Here is a 23,064-nt window from a genome sequence, read left to right as displayed (position 1 = left end):
GTGTCAGCCCTTGACCGCGCCCGCCGCCAGCCCGCCGACGAGCCGGCGCTGGAGGAAGAGGAAGAAGACGAGGACGGGCAGGGAGAAGATGGCCGAGGCGGCGATCGTCTCGCCGTAGTCGACCTGGGGCGCGGTGCTGAACGACACGAGCCATACGGGCAGCGTGTAGTTCTCCTGCGACCGCATGAGCACGTACGCGAAGAGGTAGTCGTCCCAGGCGTTGATGAACGCGAAGACCGACGTGACGACGATCCCGGGGGCGAGCAGGGGAAGCACCACCCGGCGGAAGGCCTGCAGCCGGTCGCAGCCGTCGATCATCGCCGCCTCCTCCAGTTCGACGGGTACCCCGGCGACGAAGGCGCGCAGGTTCCACACGGTGAACGGCAGGACGAAGGACAGGTACGTGAGGACGAGCCCGGGGAGCATGTCGAGCGCCCCGATGTCACGCAGCATCAGGTAGAGCGGGATGACCATCGCCGAGCCGGGGATCATCTGGACGAGGACGAGCACGGCCAGCAGGGTCCGGCGCCCGCCGAAGGCGAACCGCACGGTGGCGAACGCCGCCGCCACGGCCACGGCCATCGACAGCACGACCGTGATCAGCGACACGACCAGCGAGTTGCGCAGGAAGGTCAGGAACTCGGGCGCGGCCAGGGTCCTGGTGAAGTTCTCCGTGCTGGGCGGCCACGGCACGAACTGCGGCGTCAGCGACAGGACCTGCCCCGGCGGCTTGAACGCGGTCGCGAACATCCAGTACACGGGGAAGATCATGACGACGGCGGCGAGGACGACCACCGCGTCGACGGCCAGCCGGCGGCGGGTGCGGAAGTCGCGCAGGGCGTTCATGCCACCTCGCCCCCCTTCGTGAGACGGCGGACGTACAGGACGGCGAAGACCGACAGGAGCGCGATCGTGATGACGGAGATCGCCGACCCGGCTCCGTAGTCGTTCGCGGTGAAGGCCTGGACGTAGGCGTAGACCGACACGGTCGTCGTCTGGCCGGACGGCCCGCCCTGCGTAAGCACCCAGAACGGGGTGAAGGAGTTCACCGACCAGATCACCTCGAGGACGACGAGGACGGCGAGCACGGGCCGCATCAACGGGAGCGTGATGCGGCGCAGCGTCTGCCAGGCCCCCGCGCCGTCGATGCCGGACGCCTCGTACAGGGCCGACGGGATCTGGAGCAGGGCGGCGTACATCGTGAGGATCACGAACGGCAGCCCCTTCCAGACGATGAGCACGATGATCAGTACGAGGGCCGGGCCGGGCTCGGAGAACCAGTCGCGCGCGGTCAGGTCGCCGAACACGCCGAGCTGGGTCAGCATCCAGTTCGCCACGCCGTACTGCGGCTGGAACAGCCACTGCCAGATGAGCGCGGCCGAGACCATCGGCATGGCCCACACCAGGACGAGGCAGACCACGAACACGAGCCTGGCCCACGCCGAGGTGCGGGTCAGCGCCCTGGCCAGGGCGAAGCCCAGCGCCATCATGGCCGCGACGCAGGCGGCGGTGACGACGACGGTGCGCCCGAGCACCGCCCAGAAGGCCGGGTCGGCCAGCACGTCGGTGTAGTTGGCCACGCCCACGAAGGGCGCCTCGCCGGTGAACAGCGAGCGGGAGTCGAACTTCTGGAACGACAGGACGACGAGCCGGACGACCGGATAGCCGAGGGTCACGGCCAGGACGATCACCGCCGGCGCGACCAGCCCGTAGGGCAGCCGGGAGCGGCGGTCGCGCGCCGGGGCGGGCTCGCGGGACTCACCCCGGTCCGGCCCGAGACTCACCGCCCCCTGAGTCTGGAGTGCCATGTCAGGAGGTCGTCCCCGTCGCGTTGAACGCCTTGGCGACGTGGGCGTCGTACTCGGCGGCCCGGGCGGCGATGTCCTTGCCTGCGGCGATGTCGGAGAAGAACTGCTCGTTGTAGCGTTCGCCGTCGAGCGTCGCCTGACCCGGGGTCACCGGCAGCGCGTGGTTGCTCTTCACGGCCTCGGCGCCGGTCGTGAGCGCCTCGGTCACCCCGTCGGCGGGCATGAACGCGGGCGAGATCGGCATGAGGTTGAGCTTCTGCGCCATCAGCCCCTGGAACTCGCGGCCGGTGACCACCCGCAGCCAGTCCTTGGCGGCGTTCGGCCTGGTGGTCGCCGCCGAGACGCCGATCGTCGAACCGGCGACGATCGTCGGCAGCGGCTTGCCCTTCTCGTAGCCGGGCATCACGAAGTAGCCGAGCTTGTCCTTCAGCTTCGGGTTCTTCTCCAGCACCTTGTCCGGCTCCCAGGCCCGGACGTAGAGCATCGCCGTCTGCTCGTCGGCGAAGAGCTGGGTCTGGTCCGGGCTGTTGGTGTTGCTGCCGACGGACGAGGGCGTGGAGCAGGTGTTCTGGAAGTCCTTCCATTCCCGCAGCCCCTCCTGGGCCTGGGTTGTGCTCATCGCGCCCTTCCAGGTGTCGCCGTCGCGGGTGGCCACGTCGCCGCCCTTGCCGAAGACGAACGGCGCGCCGGCGAACCAGTACTGGCCCGGCATGTAGAAGCCGGAGAAGTTCTTGGTGCCGGAGTTCTTCCCGGCGAGCGTCTCGCAGGCGCTCTTGAGCTCCTCGATCGTGGCCGGCGGCTCGTCGATGCCCGCCTCGGCGAAGAGGTCCTTGTTGTAGAGCACCACCTTGGTCCCGCCGTACAGCGGGGTGGCGTACAGCTTGCCCTGGTGGGTGGAGGGCTGGGCGAGACCGTCGAGCCAGGTGGCCGACTCCTCGAAGCCGGCCTTGTCCGCGGTCAGGTCGAGCAGCGCTCCCGAGTACGACTGCAGCGGGGTCTGCGTGTTGCCCATCTCGACGACGTCCGGCCCCTTCCCGGACGCCAGCGCGGTCGTGATCTTGGTGGCGATGCTGTCCCACTGCTGGATCTCGACCTTGACGTCGATGCCCGGCTGCTTCTTGGCGAACGCCGCCTTGGCCTGTTCGATGATCTCGGAGTCGCCGGGCCCGCCCGTCATCATCCAGACGGTCAGGGTGCCGGACTCCGGCCCGCTGTCACCGGAGCCGCCGCCCGCGCCACCGCACCCGGCGGTGAGTACGAGCAGGCCGGCCAGAGTCAGTGCGCCGTGGACGACGGCGGTCCTCCTGGTTCGCATCGAGGGTTCCTTCCATGGGGGATGTGAGGGGGTTCGTGGGGGTGGCTGGTTCGGGCGTCCGCAGGCGGGTCAGCCGGGATGGACGGGCGCCTCTTCGAGGGCCTTGACCGCGCGGGCCCGGTCCACCTCGATCTGGTTGATGTGCTCCTCCAGCACGCCGAGCGAGGCGTACAGGTCGCCGAGCGCGATGGCCAGCGCGCCGAGCAGGCCCGCCTGGCCGCCGAGCATGGTGCGGCGGACCCGGGTGCTGACGCCGACGAGGTCGAGCACCTCGCCCTGGACCTCGTCGAGCGCCGACTCGGCCAGGCCGTCGCCGAACCCGCCGGTCACGATGACCGTGCGCGGCTCGTAGGCCAGGGCCACGATCGACACCAGGTGGACGAGCGCGTCGCGGATGCGCTGCCGCAGGTCGCCGAAGCGCTCGGGCTCCTCCAGGATCTGCCTGGCGTGCGTCACGTCGTACCCGGCGGCGCGGGCGTGGGCGACCAGGCCGGCGCCGGAGACGAGGTCACGCAGCCGGGTCTTGGTGCCGGGGATGAGCAGCCGCCCGAACTCGCCGAGCAGCCCGTCCTTGCCGGACAGGACCTGGCCGTTCATCGCCGCCGCGGAACCGAGGCCGGTGCCCAGCGTGAGCAGCACCGCGGTCTCCTTCTCGGCCAGCGCGCCGTACTGGAGCTCGCCGACCAGGGCCAGCTTGGAGTCGTTGTCCAGCGTCGTCGGCACGGCGATGCGCTCGCGCAGGGCGTCGACGAAGACCGTGCCGTGGAGCTGCGGCAGGTTGTGCGAGCCGACGACCCGTGACCTGTCGCCCGACACCACACCCGGCAGTCCCACGGCGACCGCGCCGAGCGGGCCATGCTGTCCCGATACCGCGCCGGCCAGCTCGTGGATGCGCTCGGCCATCCAGCCGGCCAGCCGCTCGCCGTCGAGCGCGAGCGGGGTGGGGTGCTTGGCCCGGACCAGCGTGTTGCCCAGCGCGTCGGCGACGGCGAAGCGGCAGTTGGTGCCGCCGAGGTCGATGCAGCCCACCAGGTGCACGGAGCCGTCGAACTGGACGAGCGTCGACGGCCTTCCTCTGCCGCTGGCCGGTTGCACGGCCGCGTCCCGGGCGAAACCGCGTGAACGCAGGTCGTCCACGATGCGGAACACGGTGGCACGACTGAGCCCGGTGCCCTCCACGATCTGTCCACGCTCCAGGGAACGCCCGGAGAGCAGCGTGGACAGGACCGCGCTGCGGTTGGTGGCACGAGGTTCGGTGGCAGAGTGCATTTATTTCTCTCAGCTTGAACAAAAATGTTGGCCGTGAGTGTAACCACACGACCACGCGGTTGTCACCACCCCGCTCTTGCGTCCGGTCCCGCTGGTTTGTAATGCAAAGCACGATGGGTAGCGTGAGCACATGACTTCCGACGCCCTCGTGGACGCCCTCGTCCGCAACACCTTCGAGGTGGTCGGCGTGCTCACCCGCATCGGAGCCGAGCACGACCTCTCGCTCACCCAGCTGCGGGTGCTGGGCATCCTGCGCGACCGCCGCCCGCGCATGACCGAGCTCGCCGCGTTCCTCGGCCTGGACAAGTCCACCCTCTCCGGCCTCATCGACCGCGCCGAGCAGCGAGGGCTGGTGGCCAGGGGCAAGAACGCCCAGGACCGCCGCGTCGTCGACGTGTTCATCACCCCGGCCGGGCTGGAGCTGGCGGAGCAGGTGTACGACGAGGTACGGCGCGCGCTGACGCCGGTGACGAACCGGCTCGACCCGCAGGACGGCGACCAGCTCGCCAAGCTGCTGCACGGCCTCCACTCCCCCGGCCGGGACCTGGCGCCCTGACACCGCGCTCGCCGCGGGTCGCTCAGCCCTCCGCGCGTTCGGCCACCCGGCGTTGCAGCTCGCGGACCCGCTCCAGAGCCGCGTACTCCTCCGCCACCTCCTCGTCGTCCACCGAACCGGCGCCCCAGTTACGCGGGTCGCTCAGCTGCTTCTCCACCCGGCGCACCGCCTGGAGGTGTTCGCGGTGCAGCACCTCCAGCATCGACGCCCCGCAATGCCGCGCCTTCGCGGCGGGAGCCGTCCTGGGGAGCCGGAAGACCGTCGAACGGCCCTCCCGGAGTTCGCTGAGCCGATAGCAGACGACCTGGTCAGGCGTGTCGAACAGGACGGCGGGGATGCCGAAGAGCGGCATCAGGTCAGGATCCTCGGCCAGGAGCCGCAGCTCGGTGCCGTACATGCTGTTGGAGGTCGCCGCCGGGCCTCCCCGGTCCGGCGGGACGGCCGGCTGCCACGGCTGGTTGGTGAAGCGCGCGCGCAGCTCCAGCCGCCACATCCCGCCGTCGACGACGACGAACAGCTCCTCGGGGAACGTGACGCCGTAGCATTCGCGCAGCACCTCGCGCCGGTCGTGCCCGAGCTCGTACAGGGCCCGCGCCAGCCGGGCCATCGACGGATAGTCGTCGCGTGACGCCTCGGCCCGCAGCCGGCCGACGGTCTCAGGGGTCATCGTCACGTCCTCCAAGGTCGCCGCCGGCGCCATGAACCGAGCGGGACGGTCGCTAACGTACGGGGCATGGAACGGCGCGACATCGAAATCTTCCTCACCCTGGCCGAGGAGCTGCACTTCACCCGCACGGCGGAGCGGCTGGGAGTCAGCGCCGCCCGGGTGAGCCAGACGATCAAGCAGTTGGAGCGCCGGTTCGGTGTCGCGCTGTTCCAGCGGACCAGCCGCCAGGTGGCGCTCACCCCGGTCGGCAGCGCGCTGCGCGAGGACGTGGAGGCCGGGCACCGGCGCATCCAGGAGGGCATCGCCAAGGCGGTCGCCGCCGGGCGCGGCTTCACCGGGACGCTGCGGGTCGGCTTCTCCAGCCCGCTCGTGGGCGAGGCCCTGATGGCCGCAGCCGAGGCGTTCCGCGCCCGCCATCCGGGCGGCGAGGTGCGCATCCGCGAGGTGCACCTGTCGGACGCGTTCGGCGCGCTGCGCACCGGCGAGCTCGACCTGCAGATCACCGAGCTGCCCGTACGGGAGCCCGACCTGGCAAGCGGTCCCGCGCTGCTGCGCGATCCCCGCGTGCTGGCCGTCTCCGCCAGGCATCCCTTCGCCCGGCGTGACAGCGTCACGGTGGAGGACCTGGCCAGGGACGCCGTGCTCGTGCCCGCCGACGCGCCCGCGTACCTGCTGGACGCGATCATCCCGGCGCGGACCCCCGGCGGGCGGCCCGTCCGGCGCGAGCGGGTGCTGACCTCGCGGCAGGAACTGCTCACGCTGGTCAGCGGCGGCGCGGGGATGGCCGTGGTGGGGAACCAGGCCACGCGCTATCACGCCCGGCCGGACATCGCCTACGTGCCCATCGCCGGCCTGCCGCCGATCGAGTACGGGCCGGTCTGGCCGGCCGGCGGCCGGACCGGCCGGGTCGGTTCCTTCCTCGCCCTCCTCCAGGCCGAACTGGATCGTTAACCCAAGGGTTGACGGTCGTTGCGGATCTCGTCGTTGTTGCAGGTCGGCGCCGTGGCCAGGATGGAGTCATGACCACGACGAAGGAGCACACCATGACGAACCCCATCCCCGAGGAGTACAAGGGCGGCGTCCCCTACCTCAACGTGCACGACGCCAAGGCGGCCATCGACTTCTACCGGCGGGCCTTCGACGCGGACGTGCGCATCGAGATCCCCCGCCAGGGCGGCAAGATCGCGCACGCCGAGTTCCGGATCGGCGACGCGGTGTTCATGCTGCGTGACGAGTACCCCGAATACCGCTTCCGCAGCCCGAGGACGATCGGCGGCACGCCGGTCAACCTGATGGTCTTCGTGGCGGACGTCGAGACGTTCGCCGAACGCGCCATCGCCGCGGGAGCACGCGTGATCCGGCCGGTGGAGATGCAGTTCCACGGCGATCTGCAGGTCGAGCTGGAGGACCCGTTCGGCCACTCCTGGTTCTTCACCAGCCGGGTCGCCCACATGGACGCCGCCGAGCTGCAGGAGACCGCGTCCGCGGTGAACCTCTGAGCCCGGCCCGGGCCGGCCCTGATCCGAGAGTAACGTCCCGCCTACTTTTCGTGATTCAGAAGGGTCGGCCCACCGCTCCCAGGAGGCTCCAGCCATGCACCTCGCCCGTGCGCTCACCCCCGCCGCGCTCCTGATCGCCGCCACGGCGTCCGCCTGCTCCCCGGCCGCCCCGTCGACCAACACGCCGGCGCCCGCCGTCACCGTCACCGCGACGACCACCACGACCCCGCCACCATCGGGTGACCTAACCACTGACCAACCGGAATCCACCGCCCCCAGCCGCAGGAGCGCCCAGCGCGTCCGCCTGCCGGACGTCGTCGGCATGAACCTCCAGGCCGCCCAGGACCACCTCCAGGCCACCGGCTTCTACATCCTCAACGACAAGGACGCCACCGGCCAGGGCCGCCTCCAGGTCCTCGACCGCAACTGGGTCGTCGTCCGCCAGACCCCGGCCGCCGGCAAGCGCGTCCCCACCTCCACACTGATCACCCTCTACGCCAAGAAGCTCGGCGAATAGCGAGGTCAGCCCGGCTCTCCGCTACTCCATGCATGGCCGAAGTCGCGCAGAGCTATGTGGCTGGCTCCCTGGCCCGAGGCTCGATCCCCAGGCCGCTACCCGTCCGCCGGGCGGGGGGATGGCGTCCGCAGGGCGCCGGCGTGGGCGGCGGCCAGGGTCACCTCCACCGCCCGGTCGGCGGTCGTCTCGTCGACCGGGTCGGCGGTGATGAGCAGGCGCAGGTAGATCGGCGCGGCCAGGGTCTTCAGCAGCTCGGCCGGATCGGTGCCGGCGGGGAGCTCGCGGCGCTCGACGGCGCGGGTGACCACGGGTTCGGCGCGGGCGAGGCGGTCGTCGAAGACGTGGCGCCGCGCTGCGGCGATCTCCGGGAGGTGGGCCGCTCCGGTGAACATCGCGGCGAGGATGGCCTGCCCGGTCGGGGTGGTGAAGGTCTGGACGATCGAGCGCGCCAGCGCCCGCAGGTCGGTCTCGATCGCGCCGGTGTCGGGAACGGGGACGTCCGTCGCCATGTGCTCGGCCAGGGCGTCGGTGAGCAGGCTCTCGCGATCCTTCCAGCGCCGGTAGACCGTCGTCTTGTGGACCCCGGCGCGCTGGGCGACGTTCTCGACGCTGAGCGCGGCGTAGCCCTTGTCCACGAGCTCGGCGAGCGTGGCGGCGTGCACGGCGGCGCGCACCTTGACGCCGCGGCCGACCGGCCGGGCCGGGGGGTGATCAGACTGCATTGCAACTCCAAGTTGCGATATTCGCAGGATGGGTGACAGGATGACTTTATCGCAACTTTGAGTTGCGATACATTCGCCTGCGTCCCCTGAGGTGACACACCATGCGCAACCCTCCCCCTTGGACCTTCCACGCCATCCCCGACCAGAGCGAACGCGTCGCGATGGTGACCGGCGCCAACAGCGGCATCGGCTACGTCACCGCCCGCGAGCTGGCCCGCCGGGGCGCGCACGTCGTCCTGGCCTGCCGTGACCCCGGACGCGGCCGGGCCGCCCTCGCCCGCATGCGGGACGAGACGGGCAGCGCCCGCCTGGAGCTGCGACGGCTGGACCTGGGCAGCCTGGCCGCCATCCGGGAGTTCGCCGCCGGCTGGGACCTCGGCCGCCTGGACCTGCTCGTCAACAACGCCGGGGTGGCGATGGTGCCGTACGCCAGGACCGCCGACGGGTTCGAATCGCAGTTCGGCGTCAACCACCTGGGCGCCTTCGCCCTGACCGGCCTGCTCCTGCCGCACCTGCTCGCCGCGCCCGACCCGCGGGTGGTCACCGTCAGCAGCGAAGGCCAGCGCTTCGCCCGCTTCGACCTGGACAACCTCAACGCCGAACGCCGCTACCGCACGGCGTTCGCCTACGTGCAGTCCAAGCGGGCCAACCTGTACTTCGCCGTCGAGCTGCAACGCCGCGCCGACGCCGCCGGGCGCAAGCTGCGCAGCATGGCCGTCGCCCCCGGCCTCACCCGGACGAACGTGCTCACCGGCGGCGCCAACAGCGGCAGGGGTCGGGTGTACGCGACCCTCACGCGGCTGCTGGTGCGCGCGGCCTTCCGTCCCACCCCGGAAGGCGCAAGGACCTCCCTGTACGCGGCGACCGAGCCAGATCTGCCGGGCGGCTGCTACGTCGTCCCCGACGGCGTGCTGCAACTGTGCGGCGAGCCCACCCGCCGGACCCGCGAACGCGCCGTCCGCGACACCGCCACGGCCGCCCGCCTCTGGCAGCTCTCCGAACGGCTCACGGGCGTCACGTACGCGCTGTCCACCACGGCGACTCCGCTGCCGGGAAATGGTCTGTGACCATCGGGCGTATCGGCTCGTCCTCAATGACGTGACTGTCGTTCAAGCCCGGAGGCCCCCATCATCGAGGAGCTGTACCGCGAGTACTGGCCGCTCGTGTGCGGGTTCCTTCAGCGGCGCACCCGAGACCCCCATCTGGCCGAGGACCTCGCCCAGGAGACGTTCATCAAGGCCACCCGGGCGTTGCTCGGCTGGCGTGGTGAGAACCCCGGCGCGTGGCTGCTCGCCATCGCGCGCAACGTCCTCATCGATCACGCCCGGCGCCGCCGCCTGGAGCTGCCGTTGCCCGATCCCGGCGAGCTGGCGGTGCCCGCGCTCGACGTCGCCGCCGTCGACGTCCGCGAGGCCCTGGACCGGGTGCCCGAGCAGCACCGGAGGCTGCTCCTGCTGGTCTACATCGAGGGGTTCTCGCTCGTGGAGGTGGCCGCGATGACCGGGAAGAGCACATCGGCGGTGAAGACCGCGATCTGGCGGGCCCGCGCCGCCTTCGCCGACAGCTACGGAGACGACGCATGACCGAGCAGCCCGAACCCCTGCTGATCCCCGAGTTCGACCCCAAGGCGACCCGGCGCGCGATACGCCGTGGCATCCGCAGGACCGCCGTGCTCGTGCTGGGCGTCCTCACGGCGCTCGTGCTGGTGGCGACCCTCGGTTCGGCGCTGATCCAGACGCGCGGCGACCGGGAGGGGCGGATGGTCCACGTCCTCGGCACCGCGCTGCAGATCGCCAAGCCCGCCTACACGGTCACGTCCTGGACGTGCTGCCGGACGGAGCCGCTGTCGATGTCCTTCACGGTGACCGCCGCGCCGATGCGCGCGCACGGCGGATTCGCCCTGCAGAGCCGGCCGGATTTCACCGTACGGCAGAACCTGTTCGGCGGGGTCGAGGAACTGCCGTGGGCGCAGCTGGCGAACACCACGCTGACCCAGGCGCTGTTCAACATGGGCACCCAGCTCCAGCGCAAGCCGGACATCCGGCAGGTTCTGGCGAGGTTGCCGCAGGACATGAACGCTCTCGCCGTGGTGGAGTTCGAGCGGCCGCTCACGGCCGACTCGCTGGTCGGCTTCGCCCAGCAGTACGGCGCGTGCCCGGAGAAGGTGGTGTACGAGGCCCGTCCAGGGTCGGCGCCCATCACCTGGGGCAGCGACATGACCACGTTCCTGGGCGTCGCCCCGATGAGCCAGGTGACCAGGTGCAGTGATCTTCCTCCGGAGGACCTGGCGGCCTTCCGGTCCTGGGTGAAGACGCTGAGGCAGCACGATGAGCCCAATCTGCGCCGGTTCGACCTGAACCTGGCGCGGCTGCGCAAGGCGTCGGGCGAAGGGCTCGCGTACGGCTACGTCGATCAGCTGGTGACCGTCAAGCAGCTCAGGAAGATCATCGAGGATCGGCAGGTGCGCGCGGTGCGGCTGGCCGACGTGACCTTCGATCTCGAGCGCCCCTGACGCGTCATGCGGCGAGGTGCTCCGGGCGGACGCCCAGGCCGATGAAACGCCCGAGGAGGTGGCGCAACGGCGGCAGCGTCCGGAACGCCGTGAGGACCGGCGGCACGTGCCGGGTCGTGTCGTCGCCCAGGTCCTTGGGGTAGAGGTCGCGCAGGATGCCGAGCTGGAAGGCCTGGGTGATCCGCGCGGCGCGTGCTCTGCGTGCCTGCACCCGGGCCAGGTCGGCGTCCTGCGGCACGCCGCCCCGGGCGAGAAGCGGGCCGAGCAGGTTGGCGGTGGCCACCGCGTCCTGCACGGCCAGGTTGATGCCCACGCCGCCCGCGGGCGACATGGCGTGGGCGGCGTCCCCGATGCACAGCACTCCTGGCCGGTGCCAGCGCGACAGCCGGTCCACCCGGACGCTCAGGTGGTGCACCGCCTCCCAGTCCTGGATCTCCTCCACGCGCTCGCGCAGGGCGGGGGCCAGGTGCGCCACCCGGTCCCGGAACGCCGGCAGCCCGGCGGCCCTGAGCTCGTCGAAGGCGCCGGCCGGGATCGCGTAGGCGAGCTGCCAGTAGTCGCCACGGTCGATGGAGATCAGCGCCCCCTTGCCGCCCTGGAAGAACGGCACGTCGTCCAGCGGGTGGCGGGGCAGGCGGAACCAGAGCACGTCCATGGGCGGTGAGGCGCTGACCGGGGTGAGGCCGGCGGCGGCCCGTACGGTGGAATGGCGGCCGTCGGCGCCGATCACCAGGTCGGCCCGCACCTCCACGGGACCGTCGGCGGTGTCGGCCAGGACGCCGGTCACCCTCCCCCGCTCGGTGAGCAGTCCCGTGGCCCGGGCCCGGCGCACGAGGCGGAAGGAGGGGTAGGCCGTGGCCTTCCCGGCCAGGAAGTCCAGCACGTCCCACTGCGGCATGAACGCGATGTAGGGGCAGCGCACGTTCAGCCGGCTGAAGTCGGCGAAGGTGATGTCCCGGCCGCCCAGGTTGACCGTGACCTGCGGCATCCTGGTGTGCGGGAGGTCCAGGAACTCCTCGATCCAGCCCAGCTCGGCGATCAGTTGCAGGGTGGAGGGGTGGACGGTGTCGCCGCGGAAGTCGCGCAGGAAGTCCGCGTGCTTCTCCAGCACGATCACCTCCACGCCCTGACGGGCCAGCAGCAGCCCGGCCATCATGCCCGCGGGGCCGCCCCCGACGACGCAGCACTGTGCGCGCATCTCATCCTTCTTCCGGAAAAAGCAGCCCGACCAGGGCCGCGACGTCGACGGGGGTGCCCAGCCGCCGGTTGACGGCGACGGTGGCGAACAGGGTCCTGGCGGCCGTGACCGTGTCGTGCAGGCGCAGCTCGCCGGCCTCGACGCGTTCGAACAGGAAGTCGCCGATGAGCCGCTGGCCCTCGCCCACGAGCGCCGCCAGCGGCACGCGGGCCTGGGCGGAGCTGAAGAACACCGCCATCAGCTCGGCGTTGTCGGCCAGCAGCCGGTCGAACGCCGCCAGCGTCTCGGCCAGCACCACGACGGCCGGCCGCGGGTCGTTCTCCTGCTCGGCCCGCAACTCCCGCAGGCGCGGCAGGAACCCCCGCTCCGACAGGAGCGTCTCCACCATCGCCTCCTTGCTGTCGAAGTAGCGATACAGCAGCCCCGGCGTCACCTCGGCGGCCTGGGCCACGTCCTTGACCGTGGCCCCGTCCACGCCCTTGTCGGCGAACACGCGCAAGGCCGCGTCCAGCAGCCGCTCCCGGCGCCATGCCGCCTGCTCACTTCGTGTCCTGGACACTGCCCCACCTCATTGAGTAAACGTTTATTCAACGTAGCACGCGCACCAAGAAAACGAAAAGGGCGTCCGGTAGGCAAGGGGCAGAGTCCCCGTTCGGGGGCCCCGGGCGCCGATCCCGGGCGGCCTGCCGGCGTACCGGGAGACGATCAAGGTGGTGGTGGTCGGCGGCGAGCGGCTCGGGCCGGCGCTCCTCCGGGCCGCGGGCGGCCTGGAGGTCGCAGGAGAGGCGGCGACCGCCGAGGAGGCGGCGGGCGGGGGCGGCCGGGCTGCTGCCACGCGACACCTCGCCGGCCCGGGTGCTGCCCGCGGTCCGGGCGGCCCGCGGCAGCGAGGGCGTGGTCCAGGTGCGGACACCCTGGGGCGTGCCCGAATCGGGATGTAAGAAAGCCTTCCTTCGGACCACTTGCTCTGTGAACGTTCGTCCCTGACCGAAGGAACCCGGCTTGCCAAACCCACCTGAGCGCTTCACCGCGCTCTACAACACCTACCAAGCGCGGGTGTACGGCTATGCGGCGAGTCGCGCCGGGCACCAACTCGCGGAGGAAGTGGTCAGCGAGACCTTCCTGGTGGCCTGGCGGCGTCTGGACAGCATCCCCGACCAGGCGCCACTGCCCTGGCTGCTCCGCGTCGCTCGCAACATCCTGCGTGACAACTACCGGCAGGCCGCACGGCGCGAATCCCTGGAAGCCGAACTGCGCAGGTGGACCGACGAGGCGGCCACCGACGTGGGCGAGCACGCCACCGAACGCGTCGCCGTACTCCGCGCCCTGGCCGGTTTGTCCGAGGCTGACAAGGAGATCCTGACCCTGACCACCTGGCACGGCCTGTCCACCACGGAAGCGGCCACGGTGCTCGGCTGCACCAAGGCCGCCTTCTTCGTCCGCCTGCACCGGGCGCGCCGCCGGCTCCAGGCGGCGGTCGAAGCCACCGGCACCACCACACCCCGCAAGCCCGTGACCGTTCCAGGAAGGAACCTGCGATGAGCCGCAAGCCCGACGCGATGGACCTGCTCGCCCTGGCCCGCCCGGCCTCGCTGGACCGCGGATCACGCGTCTCCGCTGACGACCTGCTGCTCAGGGCCACCGCCGAGGCGCCACCAGCACTCGCGCGCCCAGGCCGTCCCCCGCGCTCCCGCCTGGTGGTCCTGTGGGCGCCGCTGTCCACGGCCGCGATCGTGGCCCTGGTCCTCGCGGTGGTGACGAACCTGGCGCCGGCCCCAGCCGTGCTCACTCCGCCGAGGACCAACCAGGAACTGTACGACCTGGCCGACAGGATCGAGAAGCTCCCCGCGGCCGGCGGCGCCTACTGGCGGGACGTGCGAATCGACGGCAACAGGCTGTCCGCCCGTGGCTACAGGCTCATCGTGACCGGACGCCGCGAGACCTGGCAGCCGCGCGATCCCGCGGATCCGGTGCTCACGCAGGTCTGGCGGCAGGACAGCGCCCGCCCGGCCACGGCCGCGGACGAGCGCGCCTGGCGGGCGGCGGGCGCTCCCGCCGAGGTCAAGGGGCACTGCGAGACCAGCGGGCCGTGCGAGCCGATTCCGGTCGCCGACGAGCCGGAGGACTGCACGTACAGCCTGAGCCTGAATCCCGCGGGAACCTACCCCGACACCTCGGTCAGCGAGTTCACCATGGCGGACCTCGCCGCGATCCCCACCGATCCGGCCCAGCTCGTGAAGCGGTTCCGCGCCTATCACGAGACCTGGAACGGCCGCGGCTTCACGCAGCCGTTCGAGAAGTTCCTGCCGATCACCGCGAACCTCCTGAGCATGCCGCTCAGCCCCGCCCAGCGCGCCGCGATCATCCGCGTTCTGGCCGGCCTGCCGACCACCAAGGTCGTGGGCACGGTGACGGACCCGCTGGGCAGAAGGGGCATGTCCGTGGACTTCGGCGGCGCGGGAGGCTCCCTGGTGTACTCCGACAAGCCGCGCAAGGAACTGCCGGTCTATGACAGGCACATCCTCGACCCGGCTACGGGGGTGACGCTGGCGCGCGTCTCCCACGCGGCCCGCACCGCCCTGGGAGCGACCAAGGGAGAGGTCATGGGTTACCAGGCCCGCGGCCCCGAATCGGGCTGGACCGGACCGCCCGCGTCCCCGCCGAAGGGGTGCGGGAAGAGCCGCCGGTAAGAACACGGCGGCCCCGCTGACCTCTCGCTCGTGCCACTGGTTGGCCTCGGCTGGCGGGGCACAGCTTCCGGAGCGCCCGCCGGCTCCTGCGGCCTATAGCCACCTCTGCCCGTTTTGACGGGAGGGCCACACGGACGAGGTTCTCGGCGGCGCGGCGTCAGGTTATTTCGGTAGCAGATGCGACACGAGCGAACGCGCCCATTCGGGCGAAAGGGGCTGGTCGGTGAAGACGGCCCGGTAGTAGAGGGGGGCGAGCAGGGTCTCTATGGCGCGTTCGATGCTCGGAACCTCGTTGCCCCGCCCCTGCTCGCGTTCGATGATGGCTTCGAGCTGCCGCTGCCGCTCCATGCGGCACACGCCGGCGCCTTCCCCGCCCGTGCCGACGATGGCCCGTACCAGCGCGAGAGTGTCCGGGTCGCTGAGGTCCCTGGCGAGGTCGTACGCATAGCGTTCCAGGTCCTCGCGGAGGCTGCCGGTGTCGGGGACGACGACATCGCCGGAGAAGCGGCTGGTCGCGACGTCGGCGAGCAGCTCGCCGACGGAGCCCCAGCGGCGGTAGACGGTTGTGGCATGCACCCCCGCGCGCGCGGCGATGACCGGGATCGTCAGCGCGTCGCCGGCCTCGTCGGCGAGCAGTTCCTTGACCGCCTGGTGGACGGCCGCCCGGACCCGGGCTGAGCGACCTCCGGGCCGGCTGTCGGTGCGCGGTGGAGAGCTCTGAGCTGGCATGTCTCCATTATTGCATCGATCGCTGCTTTTAATTCGCAGTAATCACTGCGTTTGTGGTACGTTTCCAGCCACTAACGCAACGATCACTGCGAGGTTCCAGTGTCTGTTGATTCCTACGATACCGCGTCCTCCGGCACCGCACCGCCTGTCGCCGGTCCGCACCGCCGGCCGTGGAGAGGTGCCTTCTCGTCCGTGGCCGCCGTCCTGGTGCTGTTCCTGGCCGCTTCCAGCGCGCCGTCACCGATCTACGTGATCTACCAGCAGCAGTGGCGGTTCACGGCGTGGGTGCTGACCGTGGTCTTCGCTCTCTACGTGTTCGGCCTGCTGGCCTCGTTGCTGGTCGTGGGAGCGCTGTCGGATCATCTCGGTCGCCGGCCGGTGCTCGCGGCGGCGATCGGGCTGGAGGCGGTCGCGCTGGTGCTGTTCCTGGTCGCGGGAGACGTGTGGGTGCTGTCCGCCGCCCGGGTGCTGCAGGGTGTCGCGACCGGGGCGGCGACGACCGCGCTGAGCGCCACTCTGGTCGATCTCGAACCGGAGTCGGCTCGCGGCCGGGCGGGCGTGGTCACGTCGGTGGCGCCGTTGACCGGGCTGGCTCTGGGCGCGGTCGGCAGTGGTGTGCTGGTGGAGTTCGGTCCGGCACCGACCCGGTTGATCTATGCGCTGCTGCTCGGAGGCATGGTTGCGGCGGGGGTGGTCGTCGCCCTGCTGCCGGAGACGTCGCTGCGCAGGCCGGGAGCGCTGGCCTCCCTTCGCCCCCGGGTGGCGATGCCCGCACACCTGCGCGCCGACATCGTCCCGCTGGTGCCGGCGATGATCGCCACCTGGGCGCTGGCCGGCATGTATCTGTCCCTCGGCCCGTCGGTCGCCGCGGAGCTGCTGGGGCTGCGCAGCCATCTCATCGGCGGTGTCGTCGTGACGCTGCTTGCGGGCACCGCGGCGCTCGCGGTCGCCCTGCTCCGCTCCCGCCCGGCGTCCTCGCTGCTGGCCCCCGCCGCGGCGCTGCTCGGGCTCGGCACGTTGATCTCGCTCGCCGGCGTGGCGGGCGATCTCGTCTGGCTCGCCGCGGCCGGCACCGTCGTCGCGGGCATCGGCTTCGGCGGGTCGGTGCTGGCCACGTTCGGCACCTTCGCCCGGATCGCCAGGCCACACGAGCGCGGCGCGGTCTTCGCGCTGGCGAACGTCATCAACTATCTGGGCAACAGCGTGCCCGCCGTGCTGGGCGGCATCGCCGTCACCGCCCTGGGACTGAGGTCCGCCACCGTGATCTACGCGCTGGCGATCGCGCTGATCACCTTCTCCGCCTTCGCCCTGCGCCTGAACCAGCTACGGCTCCAGTCCCGCATGGCCACGGTTCCCTGCGACTGAGGCCCCGACGAAGACATCCCTGCCAATTTCGCGAAATGAGGACGAATCATGACAACTACGCACAGGATCAGGCAGGACCGGGAGGTACGGCGGCCCGGTGGCACGACGATCCGCTACACGGCCAGCGGTCCGGCGGAAGGGCCGGCCCTGGCTCTCATTCATGGCTGGGCGTGCGACCGCGGCGACTTCGACGCGGTGACCGACCATCTGCCCGACGACCACCGCGTGCTGGCGATCGACCTCGCCGAGCACGGCGAGTCGCGGTCGGCGCGGGAGGTCTGGACGATCGAAGAGTTCGCCCGCGACGTGGCCGCGGTGCTGGAGGCTGAGTCGGTGGACAAGGTGGTCGTGGCCGGGCACTCCCTCGGCGGGGCGGTCGCCGTCGAGGTGGGCCGGCTGCTGCCCGGCAGGGTCTCGCACGTGGTCGCGCTCGACGCCTTGCACTATCTGTCCCTGTTCCCGGCGATGAGCGAGCAGCAGGCCGAGGCGATGCTGCGCGTGTTCAGGGAGGACTTCGCCGCGGGCGTACGGGGCCTGGTGGAGGGAGGCTCGCCGGCCGGGACCGACCCGGCTCTCAAGGACGCGTACTTCGAGAAGATGGCCGCCGTGCGTCAGCCCGCCGGGCTGCGTTCCATCGAGGGCCTCGTGCGCTGGGACATGGACGCGGCGCTGCGCGAGACGGAGCAGCCGATCACCGTGTTCGCGATCCGTGACCTCATCACGCAGGATGCGATCGACCGCTACGGTGACCGGCTCGACATCGTGCTCGTCGACCTGGGCAGCCACCACTTCCCGGTGGAGTCGCCGGCAGACACGGCGAAGCTCCTGGCCGGTGTGACGCCCTCCCCTGCCTGACCCCTGCCGAAACCCGCCCCGCCTGCACGCCTTCACCCGCGCGACTCGTTCCGGTGGCGCCCCGAGGCGTTCCTGCCGAGGAGGGGGCGCGTCGGGGGGCCGCAGCAGCCGGTCGGCGTGGCGGAGGACGGCCCGCAGGTACTGGCGGGTGGCGGCGGGGCCGGGTCGATGAGCATGCGGTACATGGCCGCCCCGACGATCATGTCGATCACGGTGTCGAGGTCGGCGTCGTCCGCGTGGAGGTCATCGGAACTCCACCCGCCCCAGGTCGGCACCGGACGGGGGCGGCACGAAGTGGGGGGTGTGCCCGGGCCGCAGCCGCCAGCCGGGGGTGAGGACGGTCTCCATGTACCGGCGCAGCTCCCGTACCCCTTCCTCGCCGGGCGTCCCGTGGGCGAACGCGGAGGCGACCGGGCCGGACTGGTAGCGGGTGTTGTCGTGGGCGAACAACGGCACGGTGGCGGGGTCGGCGGCCAGCAGGCTCTGGATGCGCCGGGCGGCCTCGAGCTGGCGGTTCGTGTCGGCGCCGCCGATGGTCATCTGGCGGACCTGGTCCGTGGCCAGGTGGGGCAGGGTGTAGAGGGTGTCGCCCATGAACAGCACGCTGCCGGAGTCCAGGCGCAGCAGCACGCACATGTGGCCCGGCGAGTGGCCGGGGGTGGGGAGCAGGACGAGGCTGCCGTCGCCGAAGTGGTCCTGGGCGGCGGGGAACGGGCCGAAGGCGCCGGAGTCGAAGGCGGGGAAGGACAGGTTGTCCTTGACCAGGTCGAAGGAGTACGGGTAGACCGCACCGTGCTCCCAGTCGCGGCGGTCCAGCACCACCGTCGCCTGGGGCAGGCCGCGCAGCCCGCCGGCGTGGTCGTCGTGGACGTGGGTGAGGAACACGGTGGTGATCTCCCTGGCGTCGTAGCCGAGCCGGGCCAGGCGTACCCGCAGGTCCTGATCGGGGGTCAGCCTGTACTCGTCGCGCTGGGTCAGCAGGCGCGAGACCATCTGGTTGTGGTTGTAGTACCCGTCGTGATCGTGGGCCTGTTCCCAGTTGACGCCGCTGTCGACCAGCAGGAGGCCGTGCCGGGGGTGGTCGATGAGGTAGGCGAACACCGGCACCGCGATCTGCGCCTTGTCCACCAGGGTGCGCAGGTAGCCGTTCAGCCCTTCCCAGCCGTCCAGACCGCCGTAGAACTGGCCGTACGTGACGATGGTGTCGCCGGTGTGAATCGGGAACACCCGTACGGCGCCGTCGTCGATCCGCCGCCGCGCGCCCGGGGCGCGCACGGCCGCCCGCCGCTCCTGCTCCCCCCTCGCCAGCACCTCGCGTCGCTGCCGTTCCACCCGATCGACGGACAGTACGCCCAGCGCTCCCAGCACCAGCCCGGCGCCGCCTGACAGGAAGGCGCGCCTGGTGCTCCGCTCCTCCCGGCCGCCCGCCGCCCGGCGCCCGCGCAGGTAGGCGACCACCGCCCACGCCAGGCAGGCGACGGCGGCCAGGGCGAGCAGCACCGGCAGGTCCGTGACGTAGTAGACGACCGCGAGGTAGAGCCCGAAGGTGGCCAGGCCGGCCAGGACCCCGAGGTACGCCGGCACCCGGCGCCGTGCCGCCGACCGGCCGAACACGCCGGGCCACAACAGCCCGACCACCGCCCCGGCCAGCAGCAGTCCATAGACCACCAGCAGCGGCACCGGCACGTCCTTCATCCGCAGCACGACCAGCCAGGCGGTGCCGACTGCGAACGCGGGCACGAGTAACCCGATCTTGCCCAGAACCTTCAGCATCCCGGCCACCCCAATTCGTATACGCATACGGATGCGTTTACATAATAGGACTGCCGTAAGCCCTGGTGCGCCCAGCAGGGACAATCAGGGCATGGGCGATTCGATCGAGGTCGTGGACCATGACCCGGCCTGGCAGGCGGAGTTCGCCGCGATCGGGAAGACGTTGCGCGGGGCACTCGGCGACGGCGCCCTACGGGTGGACCACATCGGCTCGACGTCGGTGCCCGGCCTCGCCGCCAAACCGGTCATCGACATCCAGATCTCGGTACGCTCGCTGGAACCGCTGGACGCGTACAGGGTCCCGCTGGAGCGGCTCGGCCTGACGCATCGGGCGGACAACCCCGAGCTGACCAAGCGCTACTTCCGCGAGGCCCCGGGCAGCCGCCGCACCCACGTTCACGTACGCGAGCTCGGCAGCTTCTCCCAGCAGCTGCCCCTGCTGTTCCGCGACTACCTGCGCGCCCATCCTGACGCCGCGGCCGAGTTCGCCGAGGTGAAGCGGCGGTGCGCGCGGCAGTTCCGTGATGACCGGCAACGGTATGTCTCCGCCAAGGAGCCCTTCGTCTGGGACATCGTGCGCCGCGCCGACACGTGGGCCCAGCGCGTCGGCTGGCGACCGGGCCCCAGCGACGCCTGACCCGACCGACGCCACCACCCCGCGGGGCATGGACGGGCACCCGTGACGCCGGCTCACTGCTTCTGACCAGGTAAGACCGGTCCGACCTGGCGGGTGCGGAGCCTGGTGAGCGCGACGATCAAGAGCCCGATCGAGGACCAGGCGGCCCAGTCGCCCAGGCTGGTGTAGACGGTGGAGGCGCCCTGCCGCGGCAGCGCCGCGTACACCGTGTTGACCGTGTTCGCCGTGTTCGCCGTGTTCACCCCGGGCTCGCCGCTGCGGCCCTCGGCCAGCACCCGCCCACGGGTGTCGCTCACCGTGAGGAACCCCTGGCGGGCCGCGCGAGCCACCGACAGCCCGCTCTCCACGCCGCGGACCATCGCCATCCGGCTGTGCAGCCAGGCGTCGTCGTCGAAGTCCCACGCGGGCGCGAGCAGCGCGGTGGCGCCGGCCTGGCGGTACTGCCGCACCAGCCACGGGAAGTCGAGGTCCTTGCAGATGATCAGCCCCAGGGTGGTCCGGTCGAGGAAGGCCAGCGCCCGTCCAGGGGTGAACCCCGACTCCAGCCCGGGTATCAGGTGGTGTTTGTCGTAGCGGACGCCGGTCGGAGTGGCCAGCGCGGTGTTCGTCCACGTCGCGCCGGCGCCGAGCGCGACGCCGGTGACGACCTCGACCCCCGGCCCGGCCGGCGGCAGCCGAGGGGTGTCGGCCTCGAACGTCTTTTCCGGCAGCACCACGATCTCGGCCCCGCGGGCGGCGGCCGCGTCGACGGCCTGGCCGTAGCGCCGGAGCAGGTCGCGCCCCTGCGGGGAGTCCAGCTCCGCGGTGTCGCGCGGGTGGTCGGTGGAGATCAGCGCGACCGTACGGCGCCCCTCGCCGTCCTGGCCGGCGCCGAGCCGGGTGAAGCCGTACGCCGCCACCAGCGCCGCCAGCGCGCCCGCGGTCACCGCGACGTGGAGCCGGTGCGTCGCGCCGGGCGCGAGCAGCGCGGCCACGGCGGCGGGCGCGAACAGGAGCAGGAAGGTGATCCCCCACACTCCCGTGACGGACGCCGTCTGCAGGACGGGCAACACGTCGGCCTGGGTGTAGGCCTGGCTCCACCAGGCGCCGTGCGGACCGGCCCGCGCCATCAGGTATTCGACGCCGACCCACAGCGCCGGCACGGCGAGCGCGGCCGTCAACGGCCGCCGCCGCGCCAGCAGCGAGCGGTGCAGCAGCACGCCGAGGCCGTACAGCAGCGCCGGCCCGCCGAGGAGACCGGCCGCCACCAGGGCGGGCATCTCGAGCGTCCCGGCGAAGTACGGCCACAGCTGAAGCTGCCCGCCCAGCCAGGCCAGAACGCCCGAGGCGAACGCGAGCCCGGCCCCCACGCGGGGAGCGGCGACCAGCACGGGCAAGGGAGCGAGCCAGGTCAGCCAGGCCACGGGGTGCAGGCCGGTGCCGAAGTGCAGCAGGACAGCCGAGGCCAGAGCCGCGACGAGCGGGATCAGGGCACGTCTCATGACGACGATGTTGCTGGAGGCGACCCCGGTGGCGCGTCAGTCCTGAGTATGATCCCCGAGGTCACTCTCACCGGCGACCACCAGGCCGCATTCGTAGGCGAACACCGCCGCCTGCACCCGGTCCCGCAGGCCCAGCTTCGTCAGGATGCGGCTGACGTGCGTCTTGACCGTGTGCTCGGTGACCACGAGCGTGGCGGCGACCTCGGCGTTCGACAGGCCGCGGGCGACCAGCCTGAGCGTTTCGCGCTCCCGCTCGGTGAGCGCCTCCAGCCGTCCCGCCAGGCGCGGCATCGGGTCGTGGGCCGGCCGTCTGACCAGGCTCTCCAGCAGCCTGCGGGTGGCGGCGGGAGCCAGCAGCGCCTCACCGGCGGCGACGGTGCGCACCGCGTGCGCCAGCTCGTCGCGGCGGATGTCCTTGAGCAGGAAGCCGCTCGCGCCCGCGCGTACGGCGTCGTACACGTACTCGTCCAGGTCGAACATCGTCAGCACCAGCACCTTCGCGGAGGTGGTCGCGCAGATCTCACGGGTGGCCTCGATGCCGTTCCTGCCCGGCATCCGCACGTCCATCAGGACGACGTCCGGACGCAGCCGCCCGGCCAGCGCGATCGCCTCGTCGCCGTCCGCCGCCTCCCCCACCACCAGCATGTCCGGTTGAGCGCCGAGGATCAGGCCGAACCCGGCCCGGAAGAGATCCTGGTCGTCGGCGATGAGCACGCGCAGCATGTGCGCTATTCAAGCGGAAAGACGGCCCTGACCACGTATCCGCCGGCTGGTCCCGGTCCGGCGGTGAGGGTCCCGCCGCACGCCGCCGCGCGTTCCCGCATGCCGATCAGGCCGTAGCCGCTGCCGCCTCGGGCCGGGCCGCCGCCCTCGTCGGCGAGCTCGACGACCAGGTCCTGCGCGGTCCATCGCAGTCGCAGCCGTACGGCGTCCACCCCGGCGTGCTTGCGCACGTTGGTGAGGGCTTCCTGGACGATCCGGTAGACGGCGGCTTCGAGGCCGGCGGGCACCGGCCGCCGCTCGCCCTCCACGGTGATGTCCACATCCAGGCCGCTCCGCCCGGCCAGCGAGGCGAGCCCGTCCAGGCGCGGTTGCACCGGCCCGAGGTCCTCCCCCACCGGGACGGCCGAGGTGCGCAGGGCCGCGAGCAGGCCGCGCAGCTCGGTGAGCGCGCCTCTGCCGGTGTCGGCGATCGCGTCGAAGACGGCCTCGGCCCTGGGCGCGTCGCTCCGGACGACCACGGGCCCGGCCTCGGCCTGCACGACCATCAGCCCGACGGCGTGCGTGATGATGTCGTGCATGTCGCGGGCGATCCGCGCCCGCTCCTCGGCGACCGCGGCGACGTGCTCCTGTTCGAGGCGGCGTGCCCGTTCGGTCAGTTCCGCGGTACGTGACCGGCTCGCCCGCGCGCTGGTGCCGAGCGCGTACGCGGCCACGAAAGCGATACCGACCAGGCGGAACGTCTCGCTGT

At 71.7% G+C, this 23,064-nt stretch carries 25 protein-coding genes; 12 read left to right on the top strand and 13 right to left on the bottom strand.

Translation table 11 applies throughout. From position 1 onward, the window contains the following. Positions 1–3 precede the first annotated feature (3 nt). From AB0J53_RS33830 to AB0J53_RS33815, 4 genes are all read right to left on the bottom strand, one after another. A complete protein-coding gene (locus AB0J53_RS33830; RefSeq protein ID WP_219507085.1) occupies positions 4–846 on the bottom strand; it encodes a carbohydrate ABC transporter permease in 843 nt (280 codons plus the stop codon). After that, the gene (locus AB0J53_RS33825; protein WP_219507086.1) at positions 843–1,808 is read right to left on the bottom strand and encodes a sugar ABC transporter permease; all 966 of its coding nucleotides are present in this window, start codon (positions 1,806–1,808) and stop codon (positions 843–845) included. Before AB0J53_RS33825 ends, AB0J53_RS33830 begins: the two co-directional genes overlap by 4 nt. A 1-nt stretch (position 1,809) precedes the next feature. Further along, positions 1,810–3,123 carry an extracellular solute-binding protein gene (locus AB0J53_RS33820; RefSeq protein ID WP_364179871.1) on the bottom strand — a complete coding sequence of 438 codons (1,314 nt, stop codon included), beginning with the start codon at positions 3,121–3,123 and terminating at the stop codon, positions 1,810–1,812. Positions 3,124–3,192: 69 nt separating this feature from the next. Next, on the bottom strand, positions 3,193–4,392 hold the full coding sequence (locus AB0J53_RS33815; protein ID WP_219507090.1) for an ROK family protein: 1,200 nt from the start codon (positions 4,390–4,392) through the stop codon (positions 3,193–3,195). Between the two features lie 130 nt (positions 4,393–4,522). Between AB0J53_RS33815 and AB0J53_RS33810 the strand changes: the two genes are divergently transcribed. Continuing rightward, positions 4,523–4,948 (top strand): MarR family transcriptional regulator, encoded by a 426-nt coding sequence (locus tag AB0J53_RS33810; RefSeq protein WP_364179869.1) that lies wholly within the window; start codon positions 4,523–4,525, stop codon positions 4,946–4,948. 22 nt (positions 4,949–4,970) lie between these two features. Here the strand turns inward: AB0J53_RS33810 and AB0J53_RS33805 are convergent, their stop codons facing one another. Next, positions 4,971–5,615 (bottom strand): hypothetical protein, encoded by a 645-nt coding sequence (locus AB0J53_RS33805; RefSeq protein ID WP_364179867.1) that lies wholly within the window; start codon positions 5,613–5,615, stop codon positions 4,971–4,973. Between the two features lie 66 nt (positions 5,616–5,681). Between AB0J53_RS33805 and AB0J53_RS33800 the strand changes: the two genes are divergently transcribed. The 3 genes from AB0J53_RS33800 (at position 5,682) to AB0J53_RS33790 (ending at position 7,631) form a co-directional block, all read left to right on the top strand. Next, positions 5,682–6,566 (top strand): LysR family transcriptional regulator, encoded by an 885-nt coding sequence (locus AB0J53_RS33800; RefSeq protein ID WP_364179865.1) that lies wholly within the window; start codon positions 5,682–5,684, stop codon positions 6,564–6,566. Positions 6,567–6,634: 68 nt separating this feature from the next. Beyond that, positions 6,635–7,114: a VOC family protein gene (locus AB0J53_RS33795; RefSeq protein ID WP_246645215.1), complete on the top strand. Its 480-nt coding sequence runs from the start codon at positions 6,635–6,637 to the stop codon at positions 7,112–7,114. A 94-nt stretch (positions 7,115–7,208) separates the two neighbouring features. Beyond that, positions 7,209–7,631, top strand: coding sequence for a PASTA domain-containing protein (locus AB0J53_RS33790; RefSeq protein WP_364179862.1), 423 nt, complete (start codon positions 7,209–7,211; stop codon positions 7,629–7,631). 95 nt (positions 7,632–7,726) lie between these two features. Here AB0J53_RS33790 and AB0J53_RS33785 read toward each other — a convergent pair whose 3' ends face one another. Beyond that, positions 7,727–8,353 carry a TetR/AcrR family transcriptional regulator gene (locus AB0J53_RS33785; RefSeq protein ID WP_364179860.1) on the bottom strand — a complete coding sequence of 209 codons (627 nt, stop codon included), beginning with the start codon at positions 8,351–8,353 and terminating at the stop codon, positions 7,727–7,729. Positions 8,354–8,454: 101 nt separating this feature from the next. Here AB0J53_RS33785 and AB0J53_RS33780 point away from each other — a divergent pair, with 101 nt between their 5' ends. From AB0J53_RS33780 to AB0J53_RS33770, 3 genes are read left to right on the top strand one after another with little or no spacing between them, the layout of a single operon-like run. After that, complete coding sequence (locus AB0J53_RS33780; RefSeq protein WP_364179858.1) at positions 8,455–9,420, top strand: oxidoreductase; 966 nt, start codon at positions 8,455–8,457, stop codon at positions 9,418–9,420. Between the two features lie 60 nt (positions 9,421–9,480). Continuing rightward, positions 9,481–9,936: an RNA polymerase sigma factor gene (locus AB0J53_RS33775; protein WP_364180208.1), complete on the top strand. Its 456-nt coding sequence runs from the start codon at positions 9,481–9,483 to the stop codon at positions 9,934–9,936. Next, a complete protein-coding gene (locus AB0J53_RS33770; protein ID WP_364179856.1) occupies positions 9,933–10,865 on the top strand; it encodes a hypothetical protein in 933 nt (310 codons plus the stop codon). Before AB0J53_RS33775 ends, AB0J53_RS33770 begins: the two co-directional genes overlap by 4 nt. 4 nt (positions 10,866–10,869) lie before the next feature. On the opposite strand, the gene AB0J53_RS33765 is transcribed toward AB0J53_RS33770, so the two are convergent. Both AB0J53_RS33765 and AB0J53_RS33760 read right to left on the bottom strand, forming a co-directional pair. Then, a complete protein-coding gene (locus tag AB0J53_RS33765) occupies positions 10,870–12,063 on the bottom strand; it encodes an FAD-dependent oxidoreductase (RefSeq protein ID WP_364179854.1) in 1,194 nt (397 codons plus the stop codon). 1 nt (position 12,064) lies between these two features. Continuing rightward, positions 12,065–12,622, bottom strand: a complete 558-nt coding sequence (locus AB0J53_RS33760) for a TetR family transcriptional regulator (protein ID WP_364179852.1) — start codon at positions 12,620–12,622, stop codon at positions 12,065–12,067. A gap of 443 nt (positions 12,623–13,065) precedes the next feature. Between AB0J53_RS33760 and AB0J53_RS33755 the strand changes: the two genes are divergently transcribed. Both AB0J53_RS33755 and AB0J53_RS33750 read left to right on the top strand, forming a co-directional pair. Further along, complete coding sequence (locus AB0J53_RS33755) at positions 13,066–13,605, top strand: sigma-70 family RNA polymerase sigma factor (RefSeq protein WP_364179850.1); 540 nt, start codon at positions 13,066–13,068, stop codon at positions 13,603–13,605. Next, positions 13,602–14,753 carry a hypothetical protein gene (locus AB0J53_RS33750; protein WP_364179848.1) on the top strand — a complete coding sequence of 384 codons (1,152 nt, stop codon included), beginning with the start codon at positions 13,602–13,604 and terminating at the stop codon, positions 14,751–14,753. Before AB0J53_RS33755 ends, AB0J53_RS33750 begins: the two co-directional genes overlap by 4 nt. Before the next feature lie 162 nt (positions 14,754–14,915). Here AB0J53_RS33750 and AB0J53_RS33745 read toward each other — a convergent pair whose 3' ends face one another. Next, complete coding sequence (locus AB0J53_RS33745) at positions 14,916–15,482, bottom strand: TetR/AcrR family transcriptional regulator C-terminal ligand-binding domain-containing protein (protein WP_364179846.1); 567 nt, start codon at positions 15,480–15,482, stop codon at positions 14,916–14,918. Positions 15,483–15,674: 192 nt separating this feature from the next. Here AB0J53_RS33745 and AB0J53_RS33740 point away from each other — a divergent pair, with 192 nt between their 5' ends. Continuing rightward, positions 15,675–16,847 (top strand): MFS transporter, encoded by a 1,173-nt coding sequence (locus tag AB0J53_RS33740; protein WP_364179844.1) that lies wholly within the window; start codon positions 15,675–15,677, stop codon positions 16,845–16,847. 48 nt (positions 16,848–16,895) lie between these two features. After that, entirely contained in the window at positions 16,896–17,702 is an 807-nt protein-coding gene (locus AB0J53_RS33735) for an alpha/beta fold hydrolase (protein WP_364179842.1), read from the top strand. 243 nt (positions 17,703–17,945) lie between these two features. On the opposite strand, the gene AB0J53_RS33730 is transcribed toward AB0J53_RS33735, so the two are convergent. Continuing rightward, positions 17,946–19,475 (bottom strand): N-acyl homoserine lactonase family protein, encoded by a 1,530-nt coding sequence (locus AB0J53_RS33730; protein WP_364179840.1) that lies wholly within the window; start codon positions 19,473–19,475, stop codon positions 17,946–17,948. 91 nt (positions 19,476–19,566) lie between these two features. Between AB0J53_RS33730 and AB0J53_RS33725 the strand changes: the two genes are divergently transcribed. Next, complete coding sequence (locus AB0J53_RS33725) at positions 19,567–20,112, top strand: GrpB family protein (protein WP_364179838.1); 546 nt, start codon at positions 19,567–19,569, stop codon at positions 20,110–20,112. 53 nt (positions 20,113–20,165) lie between these two features. Here the strand turns inward: AB0J53_RS33725 and AB0J53_RS33720 are convergent, their stop codons facing one another. From AB0J53_RS33720 to AB0J53_RS33710, 3 genes are all read right to left on the bottom strand, one after another. Continuing rightward, positions 20,166–21,593, bottom strand: coding sequence for a hypothetical protein (locus AB0J53_RS33720; protein ID WP_364179836.1), 1,428 nt, complete (start codon positions 21,591–21,593; stop codon positions 20,166–20,168). A 36-nt stretch (positions 21,594–21,629) separates the two neighbouring features. Next, positions 21,630–22,316, bottom strand: a complete 687-nt coding sequence (locus AB0J53_RS33715) for a response regulator transcription factor (protein ID WP_219507120.1) — start codon at positions 22,314–22,316, stop codon at positions 21,630–21,632. Positions 22,317–22,321: 5 nt separating this feature from the next. Beyond that, a partial coding sequence (locus tag AB0J53_RS33710) for a histidine kinase (protein ID WP_364179833.1) occupies positions 22,322–23,064 on the bottom strand: 743 nt, incomplete at its 5' end.

This window comes from Nonomuraea sp. NPDC049725 (assembly GCF_040674795.1).
Lineage (GTDB): Bacteria > Actinomycetota > Actinomycetes > Streptosporangiales > Streptosporangiaceae > Nonomuraea > Nonomuraea ceibae.
The sequence above is the reverse complement of the archived record's forward strand: the minus strand, read 5'-3'. Positions and strand labels throughout refer to the sequence as shown.